Origin of the sequence: Thermomonas beijingensis, from assembly GCF_020034655.1 — a bacterium.
GTDB lineage: Bacteria > Pseudomonadota > Gammaproteobacteria > Xanthomonadales > Xanthomonadaceae > Thermomonas > Thermomonas beijingensis.
Map to the genome: position 1 here is coordinate 107762 of NZ_JAIQDJ010000001.1, position 20027 is coordinate 127788.

18 protein-coding genes are annotated in these 20027 nt (G+C 64.8%); 5 read left to right on the forward strand and 13 right to left on the reverse strand.

Annotated features, from left to right (window positions below; translation table 11 throughout):
* Positions 1-72 precede the first annotated feature (72 nt).
* The 4 genes from K7B09_RS00450 (at position 73) to ygiD (ending at position 5630) form a co-directional block, all read left to right on the forward strand.
* Positions 73-3087, forward strand: a complete 3015-nt coding sequence (locus K7B09_RS00450; protein WP_223625444.1) for a DNA methyltransferase — start codon at positions 73-75, stop codon at positions 3085-3087.
* Between the two features lie 79 nt (positions 3088-3166).
* Positions 3167-3613 (forward strand): EamA family transporter, encoded by a 447-nt coding sequence (locus K7B09_RS00455; RefSeq protein WP_223625447.1) that lies wholly within the window; start codon positions 3167-3169, stop codon positions 3611-3613.
* A gap of 90 nt (positions 3614-3703) precedes the next feature.
* Positions 3704-4822 carry an NADH:flavin oxidoreductase/NADH oxidase gene (locus K7B09_RS00460; RefSeq protein ID WP_223625450.1) on the forward strand — a complete coding sequence of 373 codons (1119 nt, stop codon included), beginning with the start codon at positions 3704-3706 and terminating at the stop codon, positions 4820-4822.
* Between the two features lie 25 nt (positions 4823-4847).
* Positions 4848-5630 (forward strand): 4,5-DOPA-extradiol-dioxygenase, encoded by a 783-nt coding sequence (gene ygiD, locus K7B09_RS00465; protein ID WP_223625452.1) that lies wholly within the window; start codon positions 4848-4850, stop codon positions 5628-5630.
* Between the two features lie 6 nt (positions 5631-5636).
* Here ygiD and purD read toward each other — a convergent pair whose 3' ends face one another.
* The 13 genes from purD to K7B09_RS00530 all read right to left on the reverse strand — a co-directional run bounded on the left by purD (position 5637) and on the right by K7B09_RS00530 (position 19316).
* Complete coding sequence (gene purD, locus K7B09_RS00470) at positions 5637-6920, reverse strand: phosphoribosylamine--glycine ligase (protein WP_223625455.1); 1284 nt, start codon at positions 6918-6920, stop codon at positions 5637-5639.
* A gap of 144 nt (positions 6921-7064) precedes the next feature.
* Entirely contained in the window at positions 7065-8666 is a 1602-nt protein-coding gene (purH, locus tag K7B09_RS00475; protein ID WP_223625458.1) for a bifunctional phosphoribosylaminoimidazolecarboxamide formyltransferase/IMP cyclohydrolase, read from the reverse strand.
* A 53-nt stretch (positions 8667-8719) separates the two neighbouring features.
* A complete protein-coding gene (gene fis / locus K7B09_RS00480; protein ID WP_223625461.1) occupies positions 8720-8983 on the reverse strand; it encodes a DNA-binding transcriptional regulator Fis in 264 nt (87 codons plus the stop codon).
* A gap of 183 nt (positions 8984-9166) precedes the next feature.
* On the reverse strand, positions 9167-9679 hold the full coding sequence (locus tag K7B09_RS00485) for a DUF3426 domain-containing protein (RefSeq protein WP_223625464.1): 513 nt from the start codon (positions 9677-9679) through the stop codon (positions 9167-9169).
* Positions 9676-10605, reverse strand: a complete 930-nt coding sequence (gene prmA / locus K7B09_RS00490) for a 50S ribosomal protein L11 methyltransferase (protein WP_223625465.1) — start codon at positions 10603-10605, stop codon at positions 9676-9678. The genes K7B09_RS00485 and prmA overlap by 4 nt, the downstream gene beginning before the upstream one ends.
* Positions 10606-10665: 60 nt before the next feature.
* A complete protein-coding gene (locus K7B09_RS00495; RefSeq protein WP_223625470.1) occupies positions 10666-11976 on the reverse strand; it encodes a hypothetical protein in 1311 nt (436 codons plus the stop codon).
* A gap of 70 nt (positions 11977-12046) precedes the next feature.
* Positions 12047-13414 (reverse strand): acetyl-CoA carboxylase biotin carboxylase subunit, encoded by a 1368-nt coding sequence (gene accC, locus K7B09_RS00500; RefSeq protein WP_223625473.1) that lies wholly within the window; start codon positions 13412-13414, stop codon positions 12047-12049.
* A gap of 93 nt (positions 13415-13507) precedes the next feature.
* Entirely contained in the window at positions 13508-13978 is a 471-nt protein-coding gene (accB, locus tag K7B09_RS00505; protein WP_223625476.1) for an acetyl-CoA carboxylase biotin carboxyl carrier protein, read from the reverse strand.
* Positions 13979-13998: 20 nt separating this feature from the next.
* Complete coding sequence (gene aroQ, locus K7B09_RS00510; RefSeq protein WP_223625479.1) at positions 13999-14439, reverse strand: type II 3-dehydroquinate dehydratase; 441 nt, start codon at positions 14437-14439, stop codon at positions 13999-14001.
* A gap of 204 nt (positions 14440-14643) precedes the next feature.
* Positions 14644-15270 carry a TlpA family protein disulfide reductase gene (locus tag K7B09_RS00515; protein ID WP_223625482.1) on the reverse strand — a complete coding sequence of 209 codons (627 nt, stop codon included), beginning with the start codon at positions 15268-15270 and terminating at the stop codon, positions 14644-14646.
* A complete protein-coding gene (locus K7B09_RS00520) occupies positions 15270-17564 on the reverse strand; it encodes a protein-disulfide reductase DsbD family protein (protein WP_223625485.1) in 2295 nt (764 codons plus the stop codon). Before K7B09_RS00520 ends, K7B09_RS00515 begins: the two co-directional genes overlap by 1 nt.
* Before the next feature lie 4 nt (positions 17565-17568).
* Entirely contained in the window at positions 17569-17898 is a 330-nt protein-coding gene (cutA, locus tag K7B09_RS00525) for a divalent-cation tolerance protein CutA (RefSeq protein WP_223625488.1), read from the reverse strand.
* A gap of 2 nt (positions 17899-17900) precedes the next feature.
* Positions 17901-19316, reverse strand: coding sequence for a TIGR00341 family protein (locus tag K7B09_RS00530; protein ID WP_223625490.1), 1416 nt, complete (start codon positions 19314-19316; stop codon positions 17901-17903).
* 349 nt (positions 19317-19665) lie between these two features.
* Between K7B09_RS00530 and groES the strand changes: the two genes are divergently transcribed.
* Positions 19666-19956 (forward strand): co-chaperone GroES, encoded by a 291-nt coding sequence (gene groES / locus K7B09_RS00535; RefSeq protein WP_223625493.1) that lies wholly within the window; start codon positions 19666-19668, stop codon positions 19954-19956.
* The last annotated feature ends 71 nt before the right edge of the window (positions 19957-20027 follow it).

Consider the following 20027-nt stretch of genomic DNA (forward strand, 5'->3'; position numbering starts at 1 on the left):
TGGATGCGCCGAGAATAACGGATGCGGGTGGCGGTTCGCGTTCTTCGCTTATCCTGCAAGCAGGAGGAACCCATGCCGCTGAGTCTCAATGAAATCCGCGAGCGCGCCCGCGCGTTCGCCAAGGAATGGGCCGGGGAAACCAGCGAGCGCGCCGAGGCGCAGAGCTTCTGGAACGACTTTTTCAACGTGTTTGGCGTGAAACGCCGCAGCGTGGCGATCTACGAGCAGAAGGCAAAGCGTTTTTCCGGCAGCCAGCATGGCCGCATTGACGTGTTCTGGCCCAGGGTCATGCTGGCCGAGCACAAGAGTGCAGGCGTCGATCTGGATGCCGCATACGAACAAGCGACCGACTATTTCGCCGGCCTGACCGAAAACGAACGGCCCCAATACATTCTCGTTTCCGATTTCCGCAGCTTCCGCCTGTACGACCTCGAAGGCGACACGATGCCGGTGGCATTTGCGCTGGCCCAGCTGCACAAGCAGATCGGGCGCTTCGGCTTCATCAGCGGCTACCAGACCCGCAGCTACAAGGAAGAAGACCCCGTCAACGTGCAGGCCGCCGAGCGCATGGGCCGGCTGCACGATGCGCTGAAGGCCGCCGGCTACGACGGCCACGCGCTGGAGCTGCTGCTGGTGCGGCTGCTGTTCTGCCTGTTCGCCGACGACACCGGCATCTTCCCGCGTCAGAGCTTCCACGAGCTCATCGCCCAGCGCACCAGCGAGGACGGCGCCGACCTCGGGCTGTGGGTGGGGCGCATCTTCCAGGTGCTCAACACCCCGCCGGAGAAACGCCAGACCACGCTGGACGAACAGCTGGCGGAACTGCCCTACGTCAATGGCCGGCTGTTCGAGGAGCTCCTGCCGCTGGCGGACTTCAACGCGCAGATGCGCGGCCTGCTGCTGGACGCCAGCACGCTGGATTGGAGCCGCATCAGCCCGGCCATCTTCGGCTCCATGTTCCAGTCGGTGATGGACGCCAAGGCCCGCCGCAACCTGGGCGCGCACTACACCAGCGAAAAGAACATCCTGAAACTCATCGGCCCGCTGTTCCTGGACGGCCTGAAGGCCGAACTGGACAAGGCCGGCAACGACACACGCAAGCTGGCGCAGCTGCACCGCAAGCTGGCCTCGCTGACCTTCCTGGACCCGGCCTGCGGCTGCGGCAACTTCCTGGTGATCGCCTACCGCGAGCTGCGCGCGCTGGAGCTGGAAATCCTGAAGCGCCAGTTCGCCACCCAGCAGTCGGTGCTGGCGCACGTGCAGGACCACGTGCTGGTGGACGTGGACCAGTTCCACGGCATCGAGATCGAGGAGTTCCCCGCGCAGATCGCGCAGGTGGCCATGTGGCTGATGGACCACCAGATGAACCTGCGCGTGTCCGAGCAGTTCGGCGAGAACGTGGTGCGCCTGCCGCTGAAGAAGTCCGCCACGATTGTCCACGGCAATGCGCTGCGGATCGACTGGAACACCGTGGTGCCGGCGGAGCGGCTGCACTACATCCTGGGGAACCCGCCGTTCATTGGCTCGAAGTTGATGACGGCGGACCAGCGTGAAGACCTGCTGGCCGTCGCCGGCGGCCTGAAAGGCGCCGGCGTGCTGGATTTCGTCAGCGCGTGGTATCTCAAGGCCGCCGACTACATCCGGCAGGCCGACGCCCTCGCTCGTCATTCCCGCGAAAGCGGGCCGCTTCTGACAGACGAACGTCTGTCCCATCGCTCTTCTCTTGAGGAATCCGCAGGCGGCATCCGCGTCGCCTTTGTATCCACCAATTCCATCTGCCAAGGCGAGCAGGTGGGCGTCCTGTGGGGCGAAATGCTGCGTCGCGGCTGCCGCATCTTCTTCGCCCATCGCACGTTCCGCTGGAACAACGAGGCGCGTGGCGTGGCGGCGGTGCATTGCGTGATCGTGGGCTTTGCGCGGGGCGAAGTGGCGCCCAAGCAGCTGTTCGACTACGAGGACATCGCGGGCGAGCCGCACCGCCTGTTGGCGGACAACATCAATCCGTATCTGGTGGATGCGGCGGATGTGCTGCTGCCGACCCGCAACAAACCACTCTGCAACGTGCCGGAAATCGGCATCGGCAACAAGCCGATTGACGGCGGCAACTACCTGTTCACCACGGAAGAGCGCGATGCGTTCATCGCCCGCGAGCCGGCAGCGGCGGCGTGGTTCCGGCGGTGGTTGGGCTCGGACGAGTTCATCAACGGTTGGGAGCGCTGGTGCTTATGGCTGGGCGATTGCCCGCCTTCGACGCTGCGCGCTATGCCGGAGGTGCTTAAGCGCGTGGAAGCTGTGCGCGCACTGCGCAAAGCAAGCCCCAGCGCCCCTACACAGAAACTGGCGGAGACGCCGACGCGGTTCCACGTAGAGAACATTCCGGACGACAACTATCTGGTGATTCCGGAGGTGTCGTCCGAGCGGCGCAGCTTCATTCCCATTGGGTTCATGTCCCCGGAAACGTTAGCAAGCAATAAGTTGCGCATCTTCCCGCATGCCACGCCCTATGACTTTGGCATCCTCACATCCACCATGCACATGGCGTGGACGCGATACACAAGTGGTCGCCTGAAAAGCGATTTCCAGTATTCGGTGAACATCGTCTACAACAACTTCCCCTGGCCTGAGGTGCCTCGCGCACCCCACAAGAGCGATTCCCGCCTGCGCGGGAATGACGAGCAAAAGGAGGGCCGGAATGACGAGCAAGAGGAGCGCGGGATTGCCGAGCAAGGCGAGCGCGGGAACGACGCGCAAGCGGCGCCCGCGCAGGGCGGGCAAGGGCACAAACACCGCGCCGCCATCGAAGCGGCCGCCCAGGCCGTCCTCGACGCCCGCGCGCAGTTCGAAGGCGCCACCCTGGCCGACCTCTACGACCCGCTGACCATGCCGCCCGCGCTGGTCAAGGCCCACGCCGCGCTGGACAAGGCCGTGGACGCCGCCTACCTCGCCGCCGAAAAGGCCGCCGGCCGCAAGCCGCCGAAACTCACCACCGACGCCGAGCGCGTGGCCTTCCTGTTCGAACGCTATCAGGCGCTGACCAGCCTGCTGCCGGCGGACAAGCCGAAAAAGCCCGCGCGCAAGCGCGGCTGACCCGGCTGGGGCCGCAGCCAACGGGCGCCGTGCAGCGCTACGCTAGGGCCTGGACGGGCGAGGAACAGGAGGGCTTCCCATGACGGCTCCATCGGGCTGGTTGCTGTGGGCGCTGCTGTCGGCGTGCTTCGCGGCATTGACCGCGATCTTCGCCAAGGTGGGCATCCGCGGCGTCGATTCGGACTTCGCGACGCTGCTCCGGACGGTGTTCATCCTGGGGGTGCTGGCGCCGTTCGTGTGGCTGACCGGGAAGTGGACCAATCCGCTGTCGCTGTCCGCCAAAACGGTGCTGTTCCTGGCGCTGTCGGCGCTGGCCACGGGCGCGTCGTGGGTGTGCTACTTCCGCGCGCTGCAGCTGGGCCATGCGTCGCAGGTGGCGCCCATCGACAAGCTGAGCGTGGTGCTGGTGGCGGTCTTCGCGTATGCGTTGCTGGGCGAGCGGCCGGCGGTGCAGGAATGGCTGGGCATCGCGCTGGTCGCCGCCGGGGTGCTGTTGATCGCGCTGCACAAGGCACCCGCCGCCTGAGCGGTACCCGCAAGGCTGTGTTCTGCGGGTGTGCTTGATGCATCGCCGCCGTGCAATACATAGTCGGCGATTGTCTGTTGGAGATCTGCCATGGCGCGGTTGTTCACCCCTGTTTCGTTCGGGCCGCTCACGCTGGCCAACCGCATCGTGGTCGCGCCCATGTGCCAGTACGCCAGCAGCGAGGGCCGGGCCAACGACTGGCACGTGCAGCACTGGGGCACGCTGTCCCAGTCGGGGGCTGGTCTGCTGCTGACCGAAGCCACGGCCGTGGTGCCGGAGGGCCGCATCAGCTGGGCCGACCTCGGTCTCTATGACGATGCCTGCGAAGCCGCGTTCGCGCAGGCGCTGGCCAGCGTGCGGCGCTGGTCGCCGATGCCGGTGGGCGTGCAGCTGGCGCACGCCGGGCGCAAGGCCTCCACCCATCGGCCGTGGGAGCACGGTGGCGGCGCGATCGCGCCGGGGGCGACGCACGGCTGGCAGGTGGTGGCGCCGTCCGCGCTGCCCTATGCGGAGCACGACCCGCTGCCGGCGGCGCTGGACGCTGCGGGCATCGCACGCGTGGTGCAGGCCTTCGCCGGCGCTGCGCGGCGCGCCGCGCGGCTGGGGCTGGACGCCATCGAGCTCCACGCGGCGCACGGCTACCTGCTGCACCAGTTCCTGTCGCCACTCAGCAACCGCCGCGAAGACGGCTACGGCGGTCCGCTGGCGCACCGCATGCGGCTGCTGCTGGAGGTGTTCGACGCGGTCCGCGCGGTGGTGCCGGCCACGATGGCGGTGGGCGTGCGGATCTCCGCCACCGACTGGGTGGACGGCGGCTGGGACCTGCCGCAGAGCATCGCGCTGGCGCGTGCGCTGGAGGCCCACGGCTGCCACTTCATCCACGTCTCCAGCGGCGGCCTGCATCCGGCCCAGAAGATCGCCGTGGGGCCGGGCTACCAGTTGCCGTTCGCCACGGCGATCCGCCGCGAGGTTGCCATGCCGGTGCTCGGCGTGGGCCTGATCACCACCCCGGCGCAGGCCGAGGCCGCGCTAGAGCAGGGGCAGACCGATGCGATCGCGCTGGCCCGCGCGATGCTCTACGATCCGCGTTGGCCATGGCACGCCGCTGCCGCGTTGGGCGCGACGGTGGGCACGTCGCCGCGCTTCCTGCGCGCGTTGCCGCATGGCTTGCCGCCGCTGCTGGTGCCCGCTACTGGCACGGCCGACTGAATCCCGATTCCGAAGGTGTTCCAACATGGCCAAGTCCGCACTGATGCCCGCCGTATTTTTGGGCCACGGCAGCCCGATGAACGCGTTGCAACACAACCGCTATACCGAAGCGTGGCGGGCGTTCGGGGAAGCGGTGCCCGCGCCGCGTGCAATCCTGGCGGTGTCGGCGCATTGGTATGTGGATGGGCTGGCGCTGACGGCGATGCCGCAGCCGCGCACGATCCATGATTTCGGTGGATTTCCGCAGGCCTTGTTCGATGTGCAATACCCCGCGCCGGGGTTGCCGGCGCTGGCCGAAGAAGTGGCGGATGTGGTGGCACCGGACTTTGTAGCGGCTGCCGACCATGCAAGTTGGGGGCTGGATCACGGCACCTGGTCGGTGTTGGTGCATGCCTTTCCCAAGGCCGATATCCCGGTGGTGCAACTGTCGCTGGATGCGCGCAAGCCATTGCAGTGGCATCTGGCGTTGGGCGCGAAACTGGCTGCGCTGCGCGAGCGTGGCGTGTTGATCGTGGGCAGCGGCAATGTGGTGCACAACTTGCGCGCGGTCGATTGGCACAACCCCGATGGCGCGTTCGATTGGGCGCAGCGGTTCAATGCCGATGCGATGGCGTTGCTGCAAACGCGCCCGGAGGACAGCCCCACGCTGGCCAGCCATCGCGACTACCGCATGGCGGTGCCCACGCCCGATCACTTCCTGCCGCTGCTGTATATCGCAGGTCTGGCTGCGGCCGCCAACAGCAAGCCGCACGTGCTGGTGGATGGCTACACCTATGGTGCGTTGTCGATGACCGCGTATGCGGTGTAGGCAGGATTACACCTCGCGTGCAATCGCCCGCCAGCCGATGTCGTTGCGGTGGAATTCGTTGGCCCAGTGGATCGCGGCAACGCCTGCGTAAGCGGCACGTTGCGCGGCGTGCACGGTATCACCCAACGCGCACACGCAGAGCACGCGGCCACCCGCGCTGACCACGTTGCCGGCGGCATCTTGCGCGGTGCCGGCGTGGAACACTTTGGCCGATGCCGGGACGTTGCCAAGGCCGGTAATCACATCGCCGGTGATCGGGGTTTCGGGATACGGTTTGGCCACCATCACCACCCCCAAGGCCGGTTGCGGGTTCCATTGCGCGTGCACACCCTCCAGTTTGCCGTCGATGGCGGCGTCGAGCAGGTCCAGTAAATCCGACTCCAGCCGCAGCATCACCGGCTGCGTTTCCGGGTCACCAAAACGCACATTGAATTCGATGACTTTGGGCGCACCGCTGGCATCAATCATCAGCCCGGCGTACAGAAATCCGGTGAATGGAATGCCATCTTCCAGCATGCCTTGCACGGTGGGGTTGACCACTTCGCGCATCACCCGCGCATGCACCTCGGGCGTCACCACCGGCGCAGGCGAGTACGCGCCCATGCCGCCGGTGTTGGGTCCGGTGTCGCCATCGAACACGCGCTTGTGGTCTTGCGATGTCGCCATCGGCAGCGCGGTGGTGCCGTCCACCATTGAGATAAAGCTGGCTTCTTCGCCATCCAGAAATTCTTCAATCACTACCCGTGCGCCGGCATCGCCAAACGCATTGCCTTCCAGCATGTCGCGCACGGCGGCTTCGGCCTCGGCCAAGGTCATCGCCACAATCACGCCTTTGCCAGCGGCCAGGCCGTCGGCCTTGATCACGATCGGTGCGCCTTTTTCGTGGACATAGGCCAGTGCGGCATCGAGTTGCGAATGCACGGCGTAGTACGCGGTGGGGATGCCGTGACGGGCCAGGAAATCCTTGGCGTAGGCCTTGCTGCCTTCCAGCTGCGCAGCGGCAGCGGTGGGGCCGAAGATGCGCAAGGATGCAGCGCGGAAGCGATCCACCACGCCTGCCACCAGCGGCACTTCCGGGCCGACCACGGTCAGCGCCACGGCTTCGTCCTGCGCCAGCGCAAACAGGCCGTCAATATCGGTGACCTTCACCGCCACGTTGCGGCATTTGTGCTCCGTTGCGGTGCCGGCATTGCCGGGTGCCACCAAGACTTCGGTGACGCGCGGTGATTGCGCCAACTTCCATGCCAAGGCGTGTTCGCGGCCGCCGGAACCGATGACGAGAATTTTCATGCGAGAAGGCTCCTGTTGGGAAAGCCCCTCTCCTGCTGGGAGAGGGGTTGGGGTGAGGGTTCGGAGCACCCCGATGCAGGTGTTTCACCGAGCCCTCATCCGGCGCTACGCGCCACCTTCTCCCGGTGGGAGAAGGGAGAGACATCAATGCCGGAAATGCCGCACGCCGGTGAACACCATCGCGATGCCGTGTTCGTTGGCGGCTTCGATCACTTCCGCATCGCGCATCGAGCCGCCGGGCTGGATCACTGCCTGGATGCCGGCCTCAGCCGCCGCGTCGATGCCGTCGCGGAACGGGAAGAAGGCATCGGACGCCATCACCGACCCGGGCACCACCAGCCCCGCATCCACCGCCTTGATGCCGGCGATGCGCGCCGAATACACGCGGCTCATCTGCCCCGCGCCGACGCCAATGGTGCGGCTGTCTTTGGCATAGACGATGGCGTTGGATTTGACGAATTTGGCCACCTTCCATGCGAACAGCAGGTCGGTGAACTGCGCGTCGGTCGGGGCCAGCTTCGTCACCACCTTCAGTTCGTCGCGGGTCACCACGCGGGCATCGGCGGTTTGCAGCAACATGCCGGAGTTCACCCGCTTGCTGTCGATAAAGCCGGGTGACGGCGGTGCCAGCGGGATGCGCAGCACGCGCACATTGGCTTTCTTTTTCGCATAGGCCAGTGCGGCGTCGTCATAGTCGGGCGCAATCAACACTTCAACGAATTGGCGATCCAGAATGGTCTTGCAGGTGGCACCATCGAGCTTGGTATTGAAGGCGAGGATGCCGCCGAATGCGCTGGTGGGGTCGGTGGCGTAAGCGGCTTCGTAGCTGTCACCGCAGCCGCTGCCCACCGCCACGCCGCAGGGGTTGGCGTGCTTGACGATGACGCAGGCCGGCGCATCGAACTGGCGCACGCATTCCCACGCCGCATCGCTATCGGCAATGTTGTTGTAGCTCAGTTCCTTGCCCTGCAATTGGGTGAAGGTCGCCAGCGAACCGGGCGCGGGGGACAGGTCGCGGTAGAACGCGGCTTGTTGGTGCGGGTTTTCGCCATAGCGCAGATCCATCACCTTGATGAAGCTGCCATTGGCTTGTTGCGGGAAGGCGCTGCGCTGCGGCACCGCTTGCGCGGCATCGGTGATGGCGGAGAGATAGCTGCTGATCGCCGCGTCGTATTGCGCCACGCGATTGAACGCGGCCACCGACCATGCAAAGCGCGTCTGCGCGGACAATGCGCCGTCGTGTTCGCTCAGTTCAGCCAGCAACGCCGCGTATTGCGAAGGATCGGTGACGACCGCCACGCGGGCAAAATTCTTGGCGGCACTGCGCAGCATCGCCGGGCCGCCGATGTCGATGTTTTCCACCGCATCGGCCAGTGTGCAATCGGCGCGCGCGGTTACCGCTTCAAACGGATACAGGTTGAGCACCAGCAAGTCGATTTTGCCGATCCCGTGTGCGGCCATCACCGCGTCGTCCAGGCCTGCACGGCCCAGCAAGCCGCCGTGCACCAGCGGGTGCAGGGTCTTGACCCGGCCGTCCATCATTTCCGGAAAACCGGTCACGTCGCTGACGTCTTGCACGGCAAGTCCGGCATCGCGGATGGCGTTGGCGGTGCCGCCGGTGGACAGCAATTCCACGCCGCGCTGCGCCAGCGCCCTGGCGAGTTCGATCAGGCCGGTTTTATCGGAAACGGAGAGCAGGGCGCGGCGCACGGGCACGGCCGAGCCGTCGAAACGGGGGGCAGTCATGGGCAGGCACAACAGTGGGGAAGCCGCAATTATAGCGGGCTGCGGCGCTGGCCTCAGACGGACAGACCGTAGTCCTTGAGTTTCTTGCGCAAGGTGGCGCGGTGCAGGCCGAGCATGGCCGCAGCGCGGCTTTGGTTGCCATCGCAATGCTTCAATACCTCCGCAAACAGCGGAATTTCCAGCTCGCGCAGGGCGATGGTGTACAGATCATCGGTGTCGCAGCCATCCAGATCGCGCAGATAGCGGCGCACGGATGTGGCGACATGCTCGCGCAAGGGTGCGCGGCCGGTGTCCTGGCGTTGGTCTTGAAGGTTCAACGAAACTCCCTCGGTACTGCGCGCATCGGTAACTGGCAGCCGTTGCGGCGGAGGGGAAGTCTAACGCGATGTGCGGGGTGACGGTGTGTGCTGCTGCGCATTCAGTGAAAATAATTTTTGCCGATGCGGTGTCTGCATACGATTGCAGGGATCGCATGCTTGAAATGCCAATGGCAATGCAACTCAATCAAAGCGGAAATCGAAGGCCACCACATCGGGTGCGGGTTCAACAATATCGAATGCGATTTGGCTGGCTTGATTGGGCGCAAGCTGTGCCACATGCGGTGTCTTGCCCAAGTATTCGGTCGGCAGAAAGCGACGGCTGCCCAAGCTGCGGCCATTGACATCGGTCAGACTCAACACCAGGGCTGGCCATGCTTGCGGCCACGCCGCGTCGTTGCGAAAGCTGGCCTGCACGCGCAGCACTCGCGGGTGCTCCGGAAGTGCGATCACATCGCGCGACAGCATGCTGAACGCGGCCGGTTCATGCCAGGCGGGGAGCTGGCAATGCAAGAGCCTGCAAGTTGCTTCCAGCGTCGGCCGCAGGCCAGCATTGGCCGCCAACACATCGCGTTGCAGCCAGCCCAATTGCAGCAGCAAGCCCAATGCCAGTGCGCCCAGCCACAGCCACTCACTGCGTCGCCGCGGGGGTGTCTTCGGGGCATTCCCCAACACGAAACTCGGGGCGTGGTTCATGCGATCACCGGCGTGGAGTTGCGGACACCGTCGATGCGCACCCAGTCGTCATCACGTGCGACGTGCAGGCGATCAAACCACGGCGCAAAGCGCAGCAGCAGCTCATCTTCTTGCCCACTCAAAATGCCCGACATGGCGATGCGGCCGCCGTTGGCGACGCGTGCCGCCAAGGTTTCGGCCAAGGCATCCAATGCAGTGGCGAGGATATTGGCGACGACGATGGGATAGCGCGCAATCGGTTCGTCTTGTGGCAAAAACACATCAATCTGCACGCCGTTGCGCTGTGCATTGTCGCTGGTGGCGATGATGGCCTGGGGGTCGTTGTCCACACCGACGGCACGCGCCGCACCCAGTTTCAGTGCGGCCAAGGCAAGGATGCCGCTGCCGCAACCAAAGTCGAGTACCGGTTGTGCTTGCAATACGCCGCTGGTCGCCAAATCATCCAGCCAGCGCAGGCACAGCGCGGTGGTGGGGTGCGTCCCCGAACCGAATGCCAGGCCGGGATCGAGGCGGATGATGGCGGCGTCGGCGGCGTCTGCACCCTCGGGGAGTGCGTGATTCCACGGCACGATGAAGGTGCGCTGGCCAAACTGCATCGGGTGAAAGGTGTCCAGCCATGCGCGTTCCCAATCCTGATCCGGGATGATTTCAAAGCGCGCCTGCGACCAGTCCAGTTCGGGGTCGAAAGCTTCCAGCGCGGCCAGCAGCAGCAGCGGGTCAACATCGACGGGAAACAGTGCGGTCAGGGTCATGTCATCCCATAGCGGCAACTCGCCCACGCCGGGCTCGAAAATGGCCTGCTCGTCGGCAGCATCCAGATGCGCGTCCTGCAAGGTCACGGCGAGTGCCCCCACATCTTCCAGCGCGCGATCCACGCGCGGGTGCAGGGCTTCGGTACAGGGCAGCGAGAGTTGCAGATAAGGCATGGAAAAATGGGGCGGTGATGGCCGCCCCATTCTCGCAGCTTCAGTGGCCCGCGGGCGAACTCAACCGCCCAAAATGCCTTTCAGCAGGCCTTTCATCCCCGGCCGCTTCTGCGGCTGTTGTGGCTGCTGGCCGTCACCTTGATCTTCCTGCATCTGTTGGCCGCCGAAATTCATCCCCAGCATGGAAAAGGCGGTGGATTTGGCGCGCAGGCGCACGCTCCATTCCGGATTCCATGGCTGTTTGGGGTCGGCCGGCTTGGGCGGATAGGTGATCCAGCTTTCCGGGCCGTAGGCGGTCATCATCAAGATACTGGGAACCGGCTGGCCGCCACCTTGGCTGGCAAAGATGCCTTTGGGAATGGTGCAGTTGGTGGCTGCGGCCGACATCAGGACTTTCTGTTTCTGCCATTTTTCGATCTGGCTGCCGCTGAGATAGGCATGCAGCTCGCTGCCGGCACCGGGCACGTCGGCGCTGCTCCAGATCACCATTTCGATAGAGCTTTGACTCTTCATGTTGGTGTGCACGCCGGTGATGAAATACCCGCGTGCGCGGCTGACCGACGGCCAGCTGAGGTCGATCGCATCGGTCAATTCGCCTTGCGAGCGCAGCATCAACTTGGGCATGAAATCGGCGTCTTGCTGCACCTGGAATTTCATCGACGCCGGAATGCCATCGCCGGTGATTTGGTGATCGCCGGCCAAGCGCGCACCGCTGGGCACTTGCTTGCCGTATTGGCGGTTGGGCCAATACACGTAGCCGGGCTGCAGGTCGATGTCGCGATCGGGCACATACAAGCCCTTGGACAGACTGCCGCTGCTTTGAACTTCAATCCCCTGCATGCCGGCCATGCCAGCCCGCGGGTCGACCGTCTTGTTGCCACCTTTGACCTTGAACGTGGCTACTTTGGGTTGGCCCGGACGCACCGTGGCACTGCAGCCCCAGTATTCGGAAATCTTGACCTCGATATCGGGCACCTTGCCGGGGGTGCTTTCCCCCTTTTCAGAGTGGCTGGGTTCGACTGGAATCAAGGTCAGCGATTTGCCGAGATTCAGGCCGGATGGAATCAGGTCCTGTGCTTCCACCCCCGGTTTGAGCGTGTTGTGCAGGGCGATATCGAGGTATTGCCCGGTCAGGCCTGCATGCCGCGCGGTGGGGTAGGTGGGCTTGCTGGTATCGGCCCCGCCCATGCGGCGCGCCATGAAGCCGCCCAGGCCGCCCAGCATCCCGCCCATGTCCGGCATCCCGGCCATATTGTGGGTGGCCACATCAATGAAGAGATTGGTCGGCGGCGTCTTGCCCTGTTGGCTGGCCGCTGGTAACGCCAGCAGAGTGCAGGACAGGGCTAGGTACAGGGTGTGGCGACGACGCATGACAAACTCCGATCCGGGGACTGATCTTCACTGTAGCGAAAATCAGCCCGCAAACCGGCCATGCTTGCATTTACAGGATCGACAGCGCCTTTTCCTTGCGTTCGGCCAGCCGCTTTTCCAGATAGTGGATGTTCTGCCCGCCTTGGCAGAAGCCGCCATCGGCGAGGATGCGCTGTTGCAGCGGGATATTGGTCTTGATGCCGTCCACCACCATCTCGCTCAGCGCCACCCGCATCCGCGCAATCGCTTGTTCGCGGGTCGCGCCATGCACGATGAGCTTGCCGATCATCGAATCGTAGTTCGGTGGAACCCGGTAGCCTTCGTAAATATGCGAATCCACCCGCACGCCGGGGCCGCCCGGGGCGTGGAAATGCTCGATCAGGCCGGGGCTGGGGAAGAAGGTGTCCGGGTCTTCGGCATTGATCCGGCATTCAATGGCATGGCCGCGCAGCACCACATCCGACTGCCTGATCGACAGCTTGTGGCCGGCGGCAATCAACAGTTGTTCGCGCACCAGATCCATTCCGGTCACCAGCTCGGTCACCGGGTGTTCCACCTGGATGCGGGTGTTCATTTCGATGAAATAAAAGCGCCCGTTTTCGAACAGGAATTCAAATGTGCCCGCGCCGCGATAGCCGATGCGGATGCAGGCCTCCACACAGACCTTGCCGATTTCGGCGCGCTGCGCGTCGGTGATGCCGGGAGCGGGGGCTTCTTCCACCACTTTCTGATGGCGGCGCTGCATCGAACAATCGCGTTCGCCCAGGTGGATGGCGTTGCCTTGACCGTCGGCCAGCACCTGGATTTCCACATGGCGCGGGTTTTCCAGGAATTTTTCCATATAGACCATGTCGTTGCCGAACGCGGCCTTGGCTTCTTGCTTGGTGGTGGCAATGGCGTTCACCAGTGCGGCTTCGGTATGCACCACGCGCATGCCACGACCGCCGCCGCCGCCGGCGGCTTTGACGATCACCGGGTAGCCGATCTCTGCCGCAATTTTCACATTGGTGGCGGCATCGTCGCCCAATGGGCCGCCGCTGCCGGGCACGCAGGGCACGCCGGCGGCTTTCATCGCGCGGATCGCTTCCACCTTGTCGCCCATCAGACGAATGGTGTCGGCCTTGGGGCCAATGAAGATGAAGCCGGATTGCTCCACGCGCTCGGCAAAATTGGCGTTCTCGGAGAGAAAGCCGTAGCCAGGGTGGATGGCTTGGGCGTCGGTGACCTCGGCGGCGGCAATGATCGCCGGCATATTGAGGTAGCTATCGGCCGACGCTGCCGGGCCTATGCACACCGACTCATCGGCCATCGCGACGTGCTTGAGATTGCGGTCGGCGGTGGAATGCACGGCCACGGTGCGGATACCCAGCGCATGGCAAGCGCGCAGGATGCGCAGCGCGATTTCGCCACGGTTGGCGATGACTACTTTTTCGAGCATGGTCGTTGTCTCAGTTTCCAGTCCGTCCGGCCCACCGGCAGGCATGCCGGCGGGCGTTCACAGGCGAGTGCCTGCGGCGCTCGAATCCCCTGCTCACCCAATCACAAACAGCGGCTGGTCAAATTCCACCGGCTGGCCACTTTCGCACTGGATGGCGAGCACGGTACCGGAGACATCGGCCTCGATCGGGTTGAACATTTTCATCGCTTCGATAATGCCCAGCGTTTCGCCGGCCTTGACCGCTTGACCCACGCTGACGAACGCCGGCTTGTCGGGGGCGGGGCTGGTGTAGAACGTGCCTACCATCGGCGCGCGCACCACATGACCGGGCGGCAATTCCGGGCCGGCGGGTTTGTGGCTGCCGCCAGTCGCCGCCTGCACGGGGGATTGCATGGGCATGACGGGTGCGGCCGCGTGCTGCATTACCGGCGCGGGTGCGGCAACTGGGCCGCCTTTGGGCAGCCGCGCCAGGCGCACGGATTCCTCGCCTTCCTTGATTTCGATTTCGGCGAGGTTCGACTCTTCCAGCAGGTCGATCAGTTTTTTGATTTTGCGAAGGTCCATACAGAGAAGTCCTGTTGAAATTAGGCGGCCAGACGCTGCAGGGCAGCATCCAGCGCATAGCGGTAGGAGTCGGCCCCGAAGCCGCAAATCACACCGACCGCTTGGTCACTGAAATAGCTGTGCTGGCGGAAGGGTTCGCGGCGGTGTGGGTTGGACAGGTGAATTTCGATAAAGGGAATGGCCACAGCGGCCAGCGCATCGCGCAGCGCCACCGAGGTATGGGTGAAGGCGGCCGGGTTGATCAGGATAAACGCGGTGCCGTCCACGCGGGCGGCTTGCACGCGGTCCACCAGCACGTGTTCGGCATTGGACTGCAACGCCTCCAGCGCATGCCCGGCGGCCTGTGCACGGGCGGCCAGATCGGCATTGATATCGGCCAGCGTGGTGTGTCCATAGACCTCCGGCTCGCGCGTGCCGAGCAAGTTGAGGTTGGGGCCGTGCAGGAGCAGCAGCTTGGCCATGGGCGTCCTTCCAAAAGCGGCGTGCAGTGTCGCGCAGATGAGCAATGCTGTCCAGTTCGGCGAACTTTTGCCGGATAGCGCAATTTTAAACGGATATTGGAGTGACGGCTCTAAAATGGCATGCCCCTTTGTATTGCCCAGCCTTGAGGGCCGCATCCAGTCATCCACGGCTAAGGTCGCGGGCGCGGGTCATCCATGGCCCGCTCAGCGCAGACCCCGCGTCTCCCAGGGCTGCACCCAGTTTGCAATAGCGGCTTGGTTGGCAAATGGACCGATATGGGTCTTCAGCACGCGACCATCGGCCGCAACCAGTACCGAATAGGGCAACACGCCCGCCGGGTTGCCCAGCCGCACGCCGGCATCGGTGGGGCCGGGGGGATCGACCAAGTTGGGATAGGTGACCCCCAGCCGCGTCAGCAGGGTGCGCGCAGAGGCCACGTCATCCAGCGCAATACCTACCACTTGCACACCGGTAGTGGCGTGTTGTGCGGAGAACGCTTGTAGATCCGGCATTTCTTTCAGGCAAGGCGCGCACCAGCTGGCCCACAGATTGACCAAGGTGGGCGTGCCTGCCCAGGCCTGTGGCACCTCAGCGGGCAGGCCATCGAGCGTGTGCAAGGTGATGGCTGGCACGATGCCGCCACGCTCGGCGATCTTCAGCCCGGCAGGCGGCGCAGGCGCATTGGCGGCCAGCAGATGGCCCAGTGCGCGCTGGCCAAGTTCGGTGCCAGCCAGTTTGTAGGCAACGGTGGGCTGGACATACAGGCTGGCAACCGCACCGGCAACCGCCGCCAGCATGGCTGCCGCGACCACCGTCTTGTTGGATGGCATCAGCGTGCCGCCTCGCGCAGGGCGTCTTCGACAATGCCGGGGGTCAGCAGCACCGGCAGCACCTTGCCCTCGCCGCCGCCACGTGGATAGACCACATACAGCGGCAGGCCCACGGCACCATAGCGGTGCAGGTAGGCGGTGATGGCGGGGTCGATATTGGTGTGATCGCCGATCATGTAGGCGGCATCGGCCGCTTTGAGTGCGGCGCGGAAACGATCGCGGGCGAATACCGCCTTCTCATTGGCTTTGCAGCTGACGCACCAGTCCGCGGTGATATTCACGAACACCACCCGGCCTTGCGTCCGCAGTTCGGCCAGCCGGGGCTCTGTATAGGCAACCGCAAGCTCGCCCTGCACGTGCGTGCTCATCGGTTTGGGCAGGGTGCCGATGGTGTACAGCGGCCATGCGGTCGTCGCCAGTGCCAGTACCGCCAGGACCAATGGCCAGCGCCGGGCATGTTGCCGGGCATGGGTCCACGCCCATGCCGCCAATGCCAACAAAATGGCGGCGCCCATCCAAAGGCCGGCCGCGTCGGCACCGCGCTGTTGCGCCAGCACCCACACCAGCCACGCGGCGGTGGCGTACATCGGGAAGGCCAGCAGTTGTTTCAGGGTTTCCATCCATGCGCCCGGTTTGGGCAACAGGCGGGCGAGGGCGGGGACGAAGGCGATCAACAGGAACGGCAGTGCCAGCCCCAGCCCCAATGTCAAAAACACCAGCATCGCCGCAAGCGTCGGGGCCACGAAGGCATAGGCCAGTGCCGCACCCATGAACGGTGCCGTGCAGGGTGTGGACAGCACCACGGCCAGCACGCCGGTGAAGAAATCGGCGCGCACGCCGCTGCCTTGCGCCAGTGCGCCGGCACGACCGCTGATACGGATACTGGCGTACCACATGCCCGACAAGCTCAGGCCCAGCATGAACATCAGCAGCCCCAGCACCGCGACCATGCGTGGGAACTGCAACTGGAAGCCCCAGCTGATCCAGTTTTCGATACCGCCGCTGCGCAGTGCCAGAATCAGCCCGCCCAAGGCGGCGAAGCTGGCCAGCACACCGGCGGTATAGGCCAGCGCATGCCGTCGCGCGGTCTGCCTGCTTGCCCCGCTTTGTGCCAGCGAGAGCACCTTCAGCGACAGCACCGGCAGCACGCAGGGCATCAAATTGAGGATCAAGCCGCCCAGCAGGGCCAGCAGCAGGGCGGGCAGCAGACTGGGAATGGGGTGTTGCGGGGGGGCGCTGCGGGCGGCATCGGCGGTGGCGAGTGTGGGGGCAATCACGCCCCCTTTCCTGCTGGTGGGGGGCACGGCTGGGGGGAGGGGGGCGGCTGGCGCGGTGTCTCCGGCAAGCGCCTTCGGCACACTGTCCTTCTTCCGCAGAGGAGGATTGATCTCGCCCGCCGGTACATGTACCGCCAGCGTCCGCGTCATCGGCGCATAGCAAATGCCCTCGGTCTGGCAACCTTGCAAGCCGACGATCAGGTTGCCGTTGGCCGCACGCGGGGTGCTGCGGTTGACGACAAGCGGAATTTCGACCTGCGTGAAATACACCTGCACCTGGCCAAAGTGCTCATCCTTGAACGCGCTGGCCTTGGGCATCTGCGCGTGCGCGGGCAGCGCGGCGGATAACCCGTCGGCTGCCACCAAGTTGGCCGAGAGCTTGTCGCGATACAGGTAATAGCCATTGGCGGGCGTGAGCCGCAGCAGCAGGGTGTTGCCATCCAGCGCGATCACTTCGCTGCCGAAGGCCTGCTCCGGCGGCAGCGGCGCGGCGTTCACTGCGCCGGCAGGATCGCCCAGCCCGAACAAGCCGCCGGACTTCTTGGCAAAACCCAAACCGGGTGCAGCGTCATCGGCAGCCGGCAAGGCCACCGTCAGCGTGCGCGTTTGCGGCGGGTAGCACACCCCGGCATCGGCACAGCCTTGATATTTCACGGTCAAGCGCACCGATGTCGCGGTTGCGGCCGGTTGGCCGCTCAGCGTGCCGATCAGTTGCCCGCGGTAGGTTTCGACATCGCCGAAAAACTCGTCGCGGTGCTTGTCGCCGCTTGGCAGCGCCAGCGTTGCGTTGGCAAACCCCGGATCGGTCTTCACCGATGTGCGGTGCCGGTACAGGTAATAGCCCTTGGCGATCTGCCAGCGCACGTCCACGCGATCGTGCGCGGTGGCGCTGGCTGACAGCACGAAGACCTGATCGACCGGCGGCAGATCAACATCGGCGGTGGCAGCGGCCGGCAGGGCCGCCGCCAGGGCCAGTGCGGCCAGCCAGCGGCACGGGCGAAAAGACAGTCGGGTCATCGGATCATTCTACTGGACGGGTCATGTCGGCCACCCAGCGTAGATACGCAGGCAGGCCGTCATTGGATTCGACCGCGACCAGCTCCGGCAGTTCATGCGGATGCAATTGCGGCAGCCTTGCCTGCAGGGCCGGGTAGCGCGCCCGCGTGGTCTTGATCAGCAGCAGCACTTCCCCTGCGTGTTCCACCGCGCCCTGCCAGCGATATACCGAGTGCAGGCCGGGAACGATGTTGACGCAGGCGGCCAGGCGTTCCTCGACCAGCGCCGTGGCGATGCGCTCGGCGCAGGCTGCGTCCGGGCAGGTGGCAAGGCAGAGCAGGATCGCCCCGGCCATGGTCAGCGCTTGCGCTTGCCGCTGGCTTTGGCGGGTGCCGCCACCTCCGGCGTCTGGATGTTGAAGACCACGGCATCGGCCTTGGTGCGGATCTTGAACCAGTCCGCGATCCGTTGCTGTTCGGCCGCAGACAGGTCGGAACGGATGGTGGCATTGAGATACACCACCTGTTGGCGGCTGCCGTCTTCGGCAATCGTCACCCCGTCGCCCACCGTGATCTGGTCCAGGCTCGGGTACAGCTGGCGCAGCTCGCTGGAAATGTCGCCGGTCTGGTTCAGCAGTGCGTTGCGCTTCGCCAGCTCCGCCCTGAGCTTCTGCAGCTGCGATTCGCGCTGCTTGACGGTGTCCTGGCTTTCTCTCAAGAGATCAGACAGCAGCGTTGATTTGAGCGCGGTCACGTCAATCTGGTGGTCGCCGCTCTGGTGCAGGAAGATCTGGGTGCCGGCCAGATTGGCGATGGCCAGATGGGCCTTGATGGTTTCTTGCATGTCCGTGCTGAGCGGCTCGCCGATCAGGGAAATGTCGATGGTGCGTTTGGCCGGGTCGATCTTGGCATCCACGACCTGGCTGTTGCGGAACACGAACTCGCGATTCACGAACTCGCGCGCCGTGGCCCGGTACACCTCCTGGCGCACCAGGTTGATGGCCAGGTAAATGCTGGGCAATGCGGTGGCCAAGGCCAGCGTCCACAGCGCGATCTTGACCCGCCTGGCGATGGCCGGGCTGGCGAAACCGTGCCGTTTGAGCCGCAGCGCGCGGATGCCCAGGATCGTGGCCAGCGTAATGAACACGCAGTTGATCGTGTACAGGTACAGCGCGCCGCCAAAAAAGCTCCATTGCCCGGTGGCAAGCCCGTAGCCTGCCGTGCACACCGGCGGCATCAGCGCGGTGGCGATGGCCACGCCGGGGATGACATTGGACTTCTCCTTGCGGGTCATGCCGATGATGCCGGCAAGCCCGCCAAACAGGGCGATCAGCACGTCCCACAAGGTGGGGCTGGTGCGCGCCAGCAGCTCCGACTGCGCCTGGTGCAGCGGGGTCAGCGAGAAATACGTCCACGACACGACCAGGCTGATCAGCGTGGCGATCAGCAGGTTGGTCAGCGAGCGCTTGACCAGCGCGAAGTCGTACACCGCAACGCCGAAACCGGCGCCCATGATCGGTGCCATCAGTGGCGAGATCAGCATCGCGCCGATGATGACGGCGGTGGAATTGACGTTCAGGCCCACCGACGCCACCAGGATGGCGAACACCAGGATCCACGGCGTCGCCCCGCGCAGTTCGACCGCGTCGCGGATGCGCGCCTCGATTTCCTCGTCGTCGGCCTTGTCGTCGCGCAGGTTGAAGCGTTCGCCGGCAACCTGGCGAAGGCGTTTTCCAAGGGCGGCCTGGGGCTGCGATGTATCGGTCGTCGCCACGTCAGGGGTTCCGCGTCGGGGTTGGTGAGCCGCGCAGCCGCCACGCGCACGGCCATCACGGCGCTGGCGGTGGTGTGGCACGGGGTTGAAGGGGTGGAGTCGCGTCGATTGTGGCATAGGCTGTCGGCGACGTGTTGGGTCACGCGCCAGTCAGCGGCCGGCACGCAGGGCGCCCGCGGGCAGCTTGCCCGATTTCCTCATCGCGGCCCTTGAAAGCCCGCACGGGCGCCCCATCTTCCGACCATCCCGGTTGCGGGACGTTTTCGTCCCAGGATTTGGCACTCGCATGGCGAGACTGCTAAAATCGCCGGGTTTTTCCCCTGTAATCAACCATTTATCGAGGTTGCTCATGTCCAATATCAAGCCGCTGCACGACCGCGTGGTTATCAAGCGTATGGAAGAAGAGAAGTTGTCCGCTGGTGGGATCGTGATCCCGGATTCGGCCACTGAAAAGCCGATCAAGGGTGAAGTCATCGCCGTGGGCACCGGCAAAATGCTGGAAAACGGCCAAGTGCGCGCGCCGCAGGTCAAGGTGGGCGACAAGGTGCTGTTCGGCAAGTACAGCGGCACCGAAGTGAAGCTGGATGGCGTGGAACTGCTGGTGGTCAAGGAAGACGACCTGTTCGCCGTCCTCGGCTGATCCGCGGGCGCGCCCTGCGCGTGACATCAACGATCCAAGGTTGCGGCCAGGGGCCGCTCCTACCGTAGACA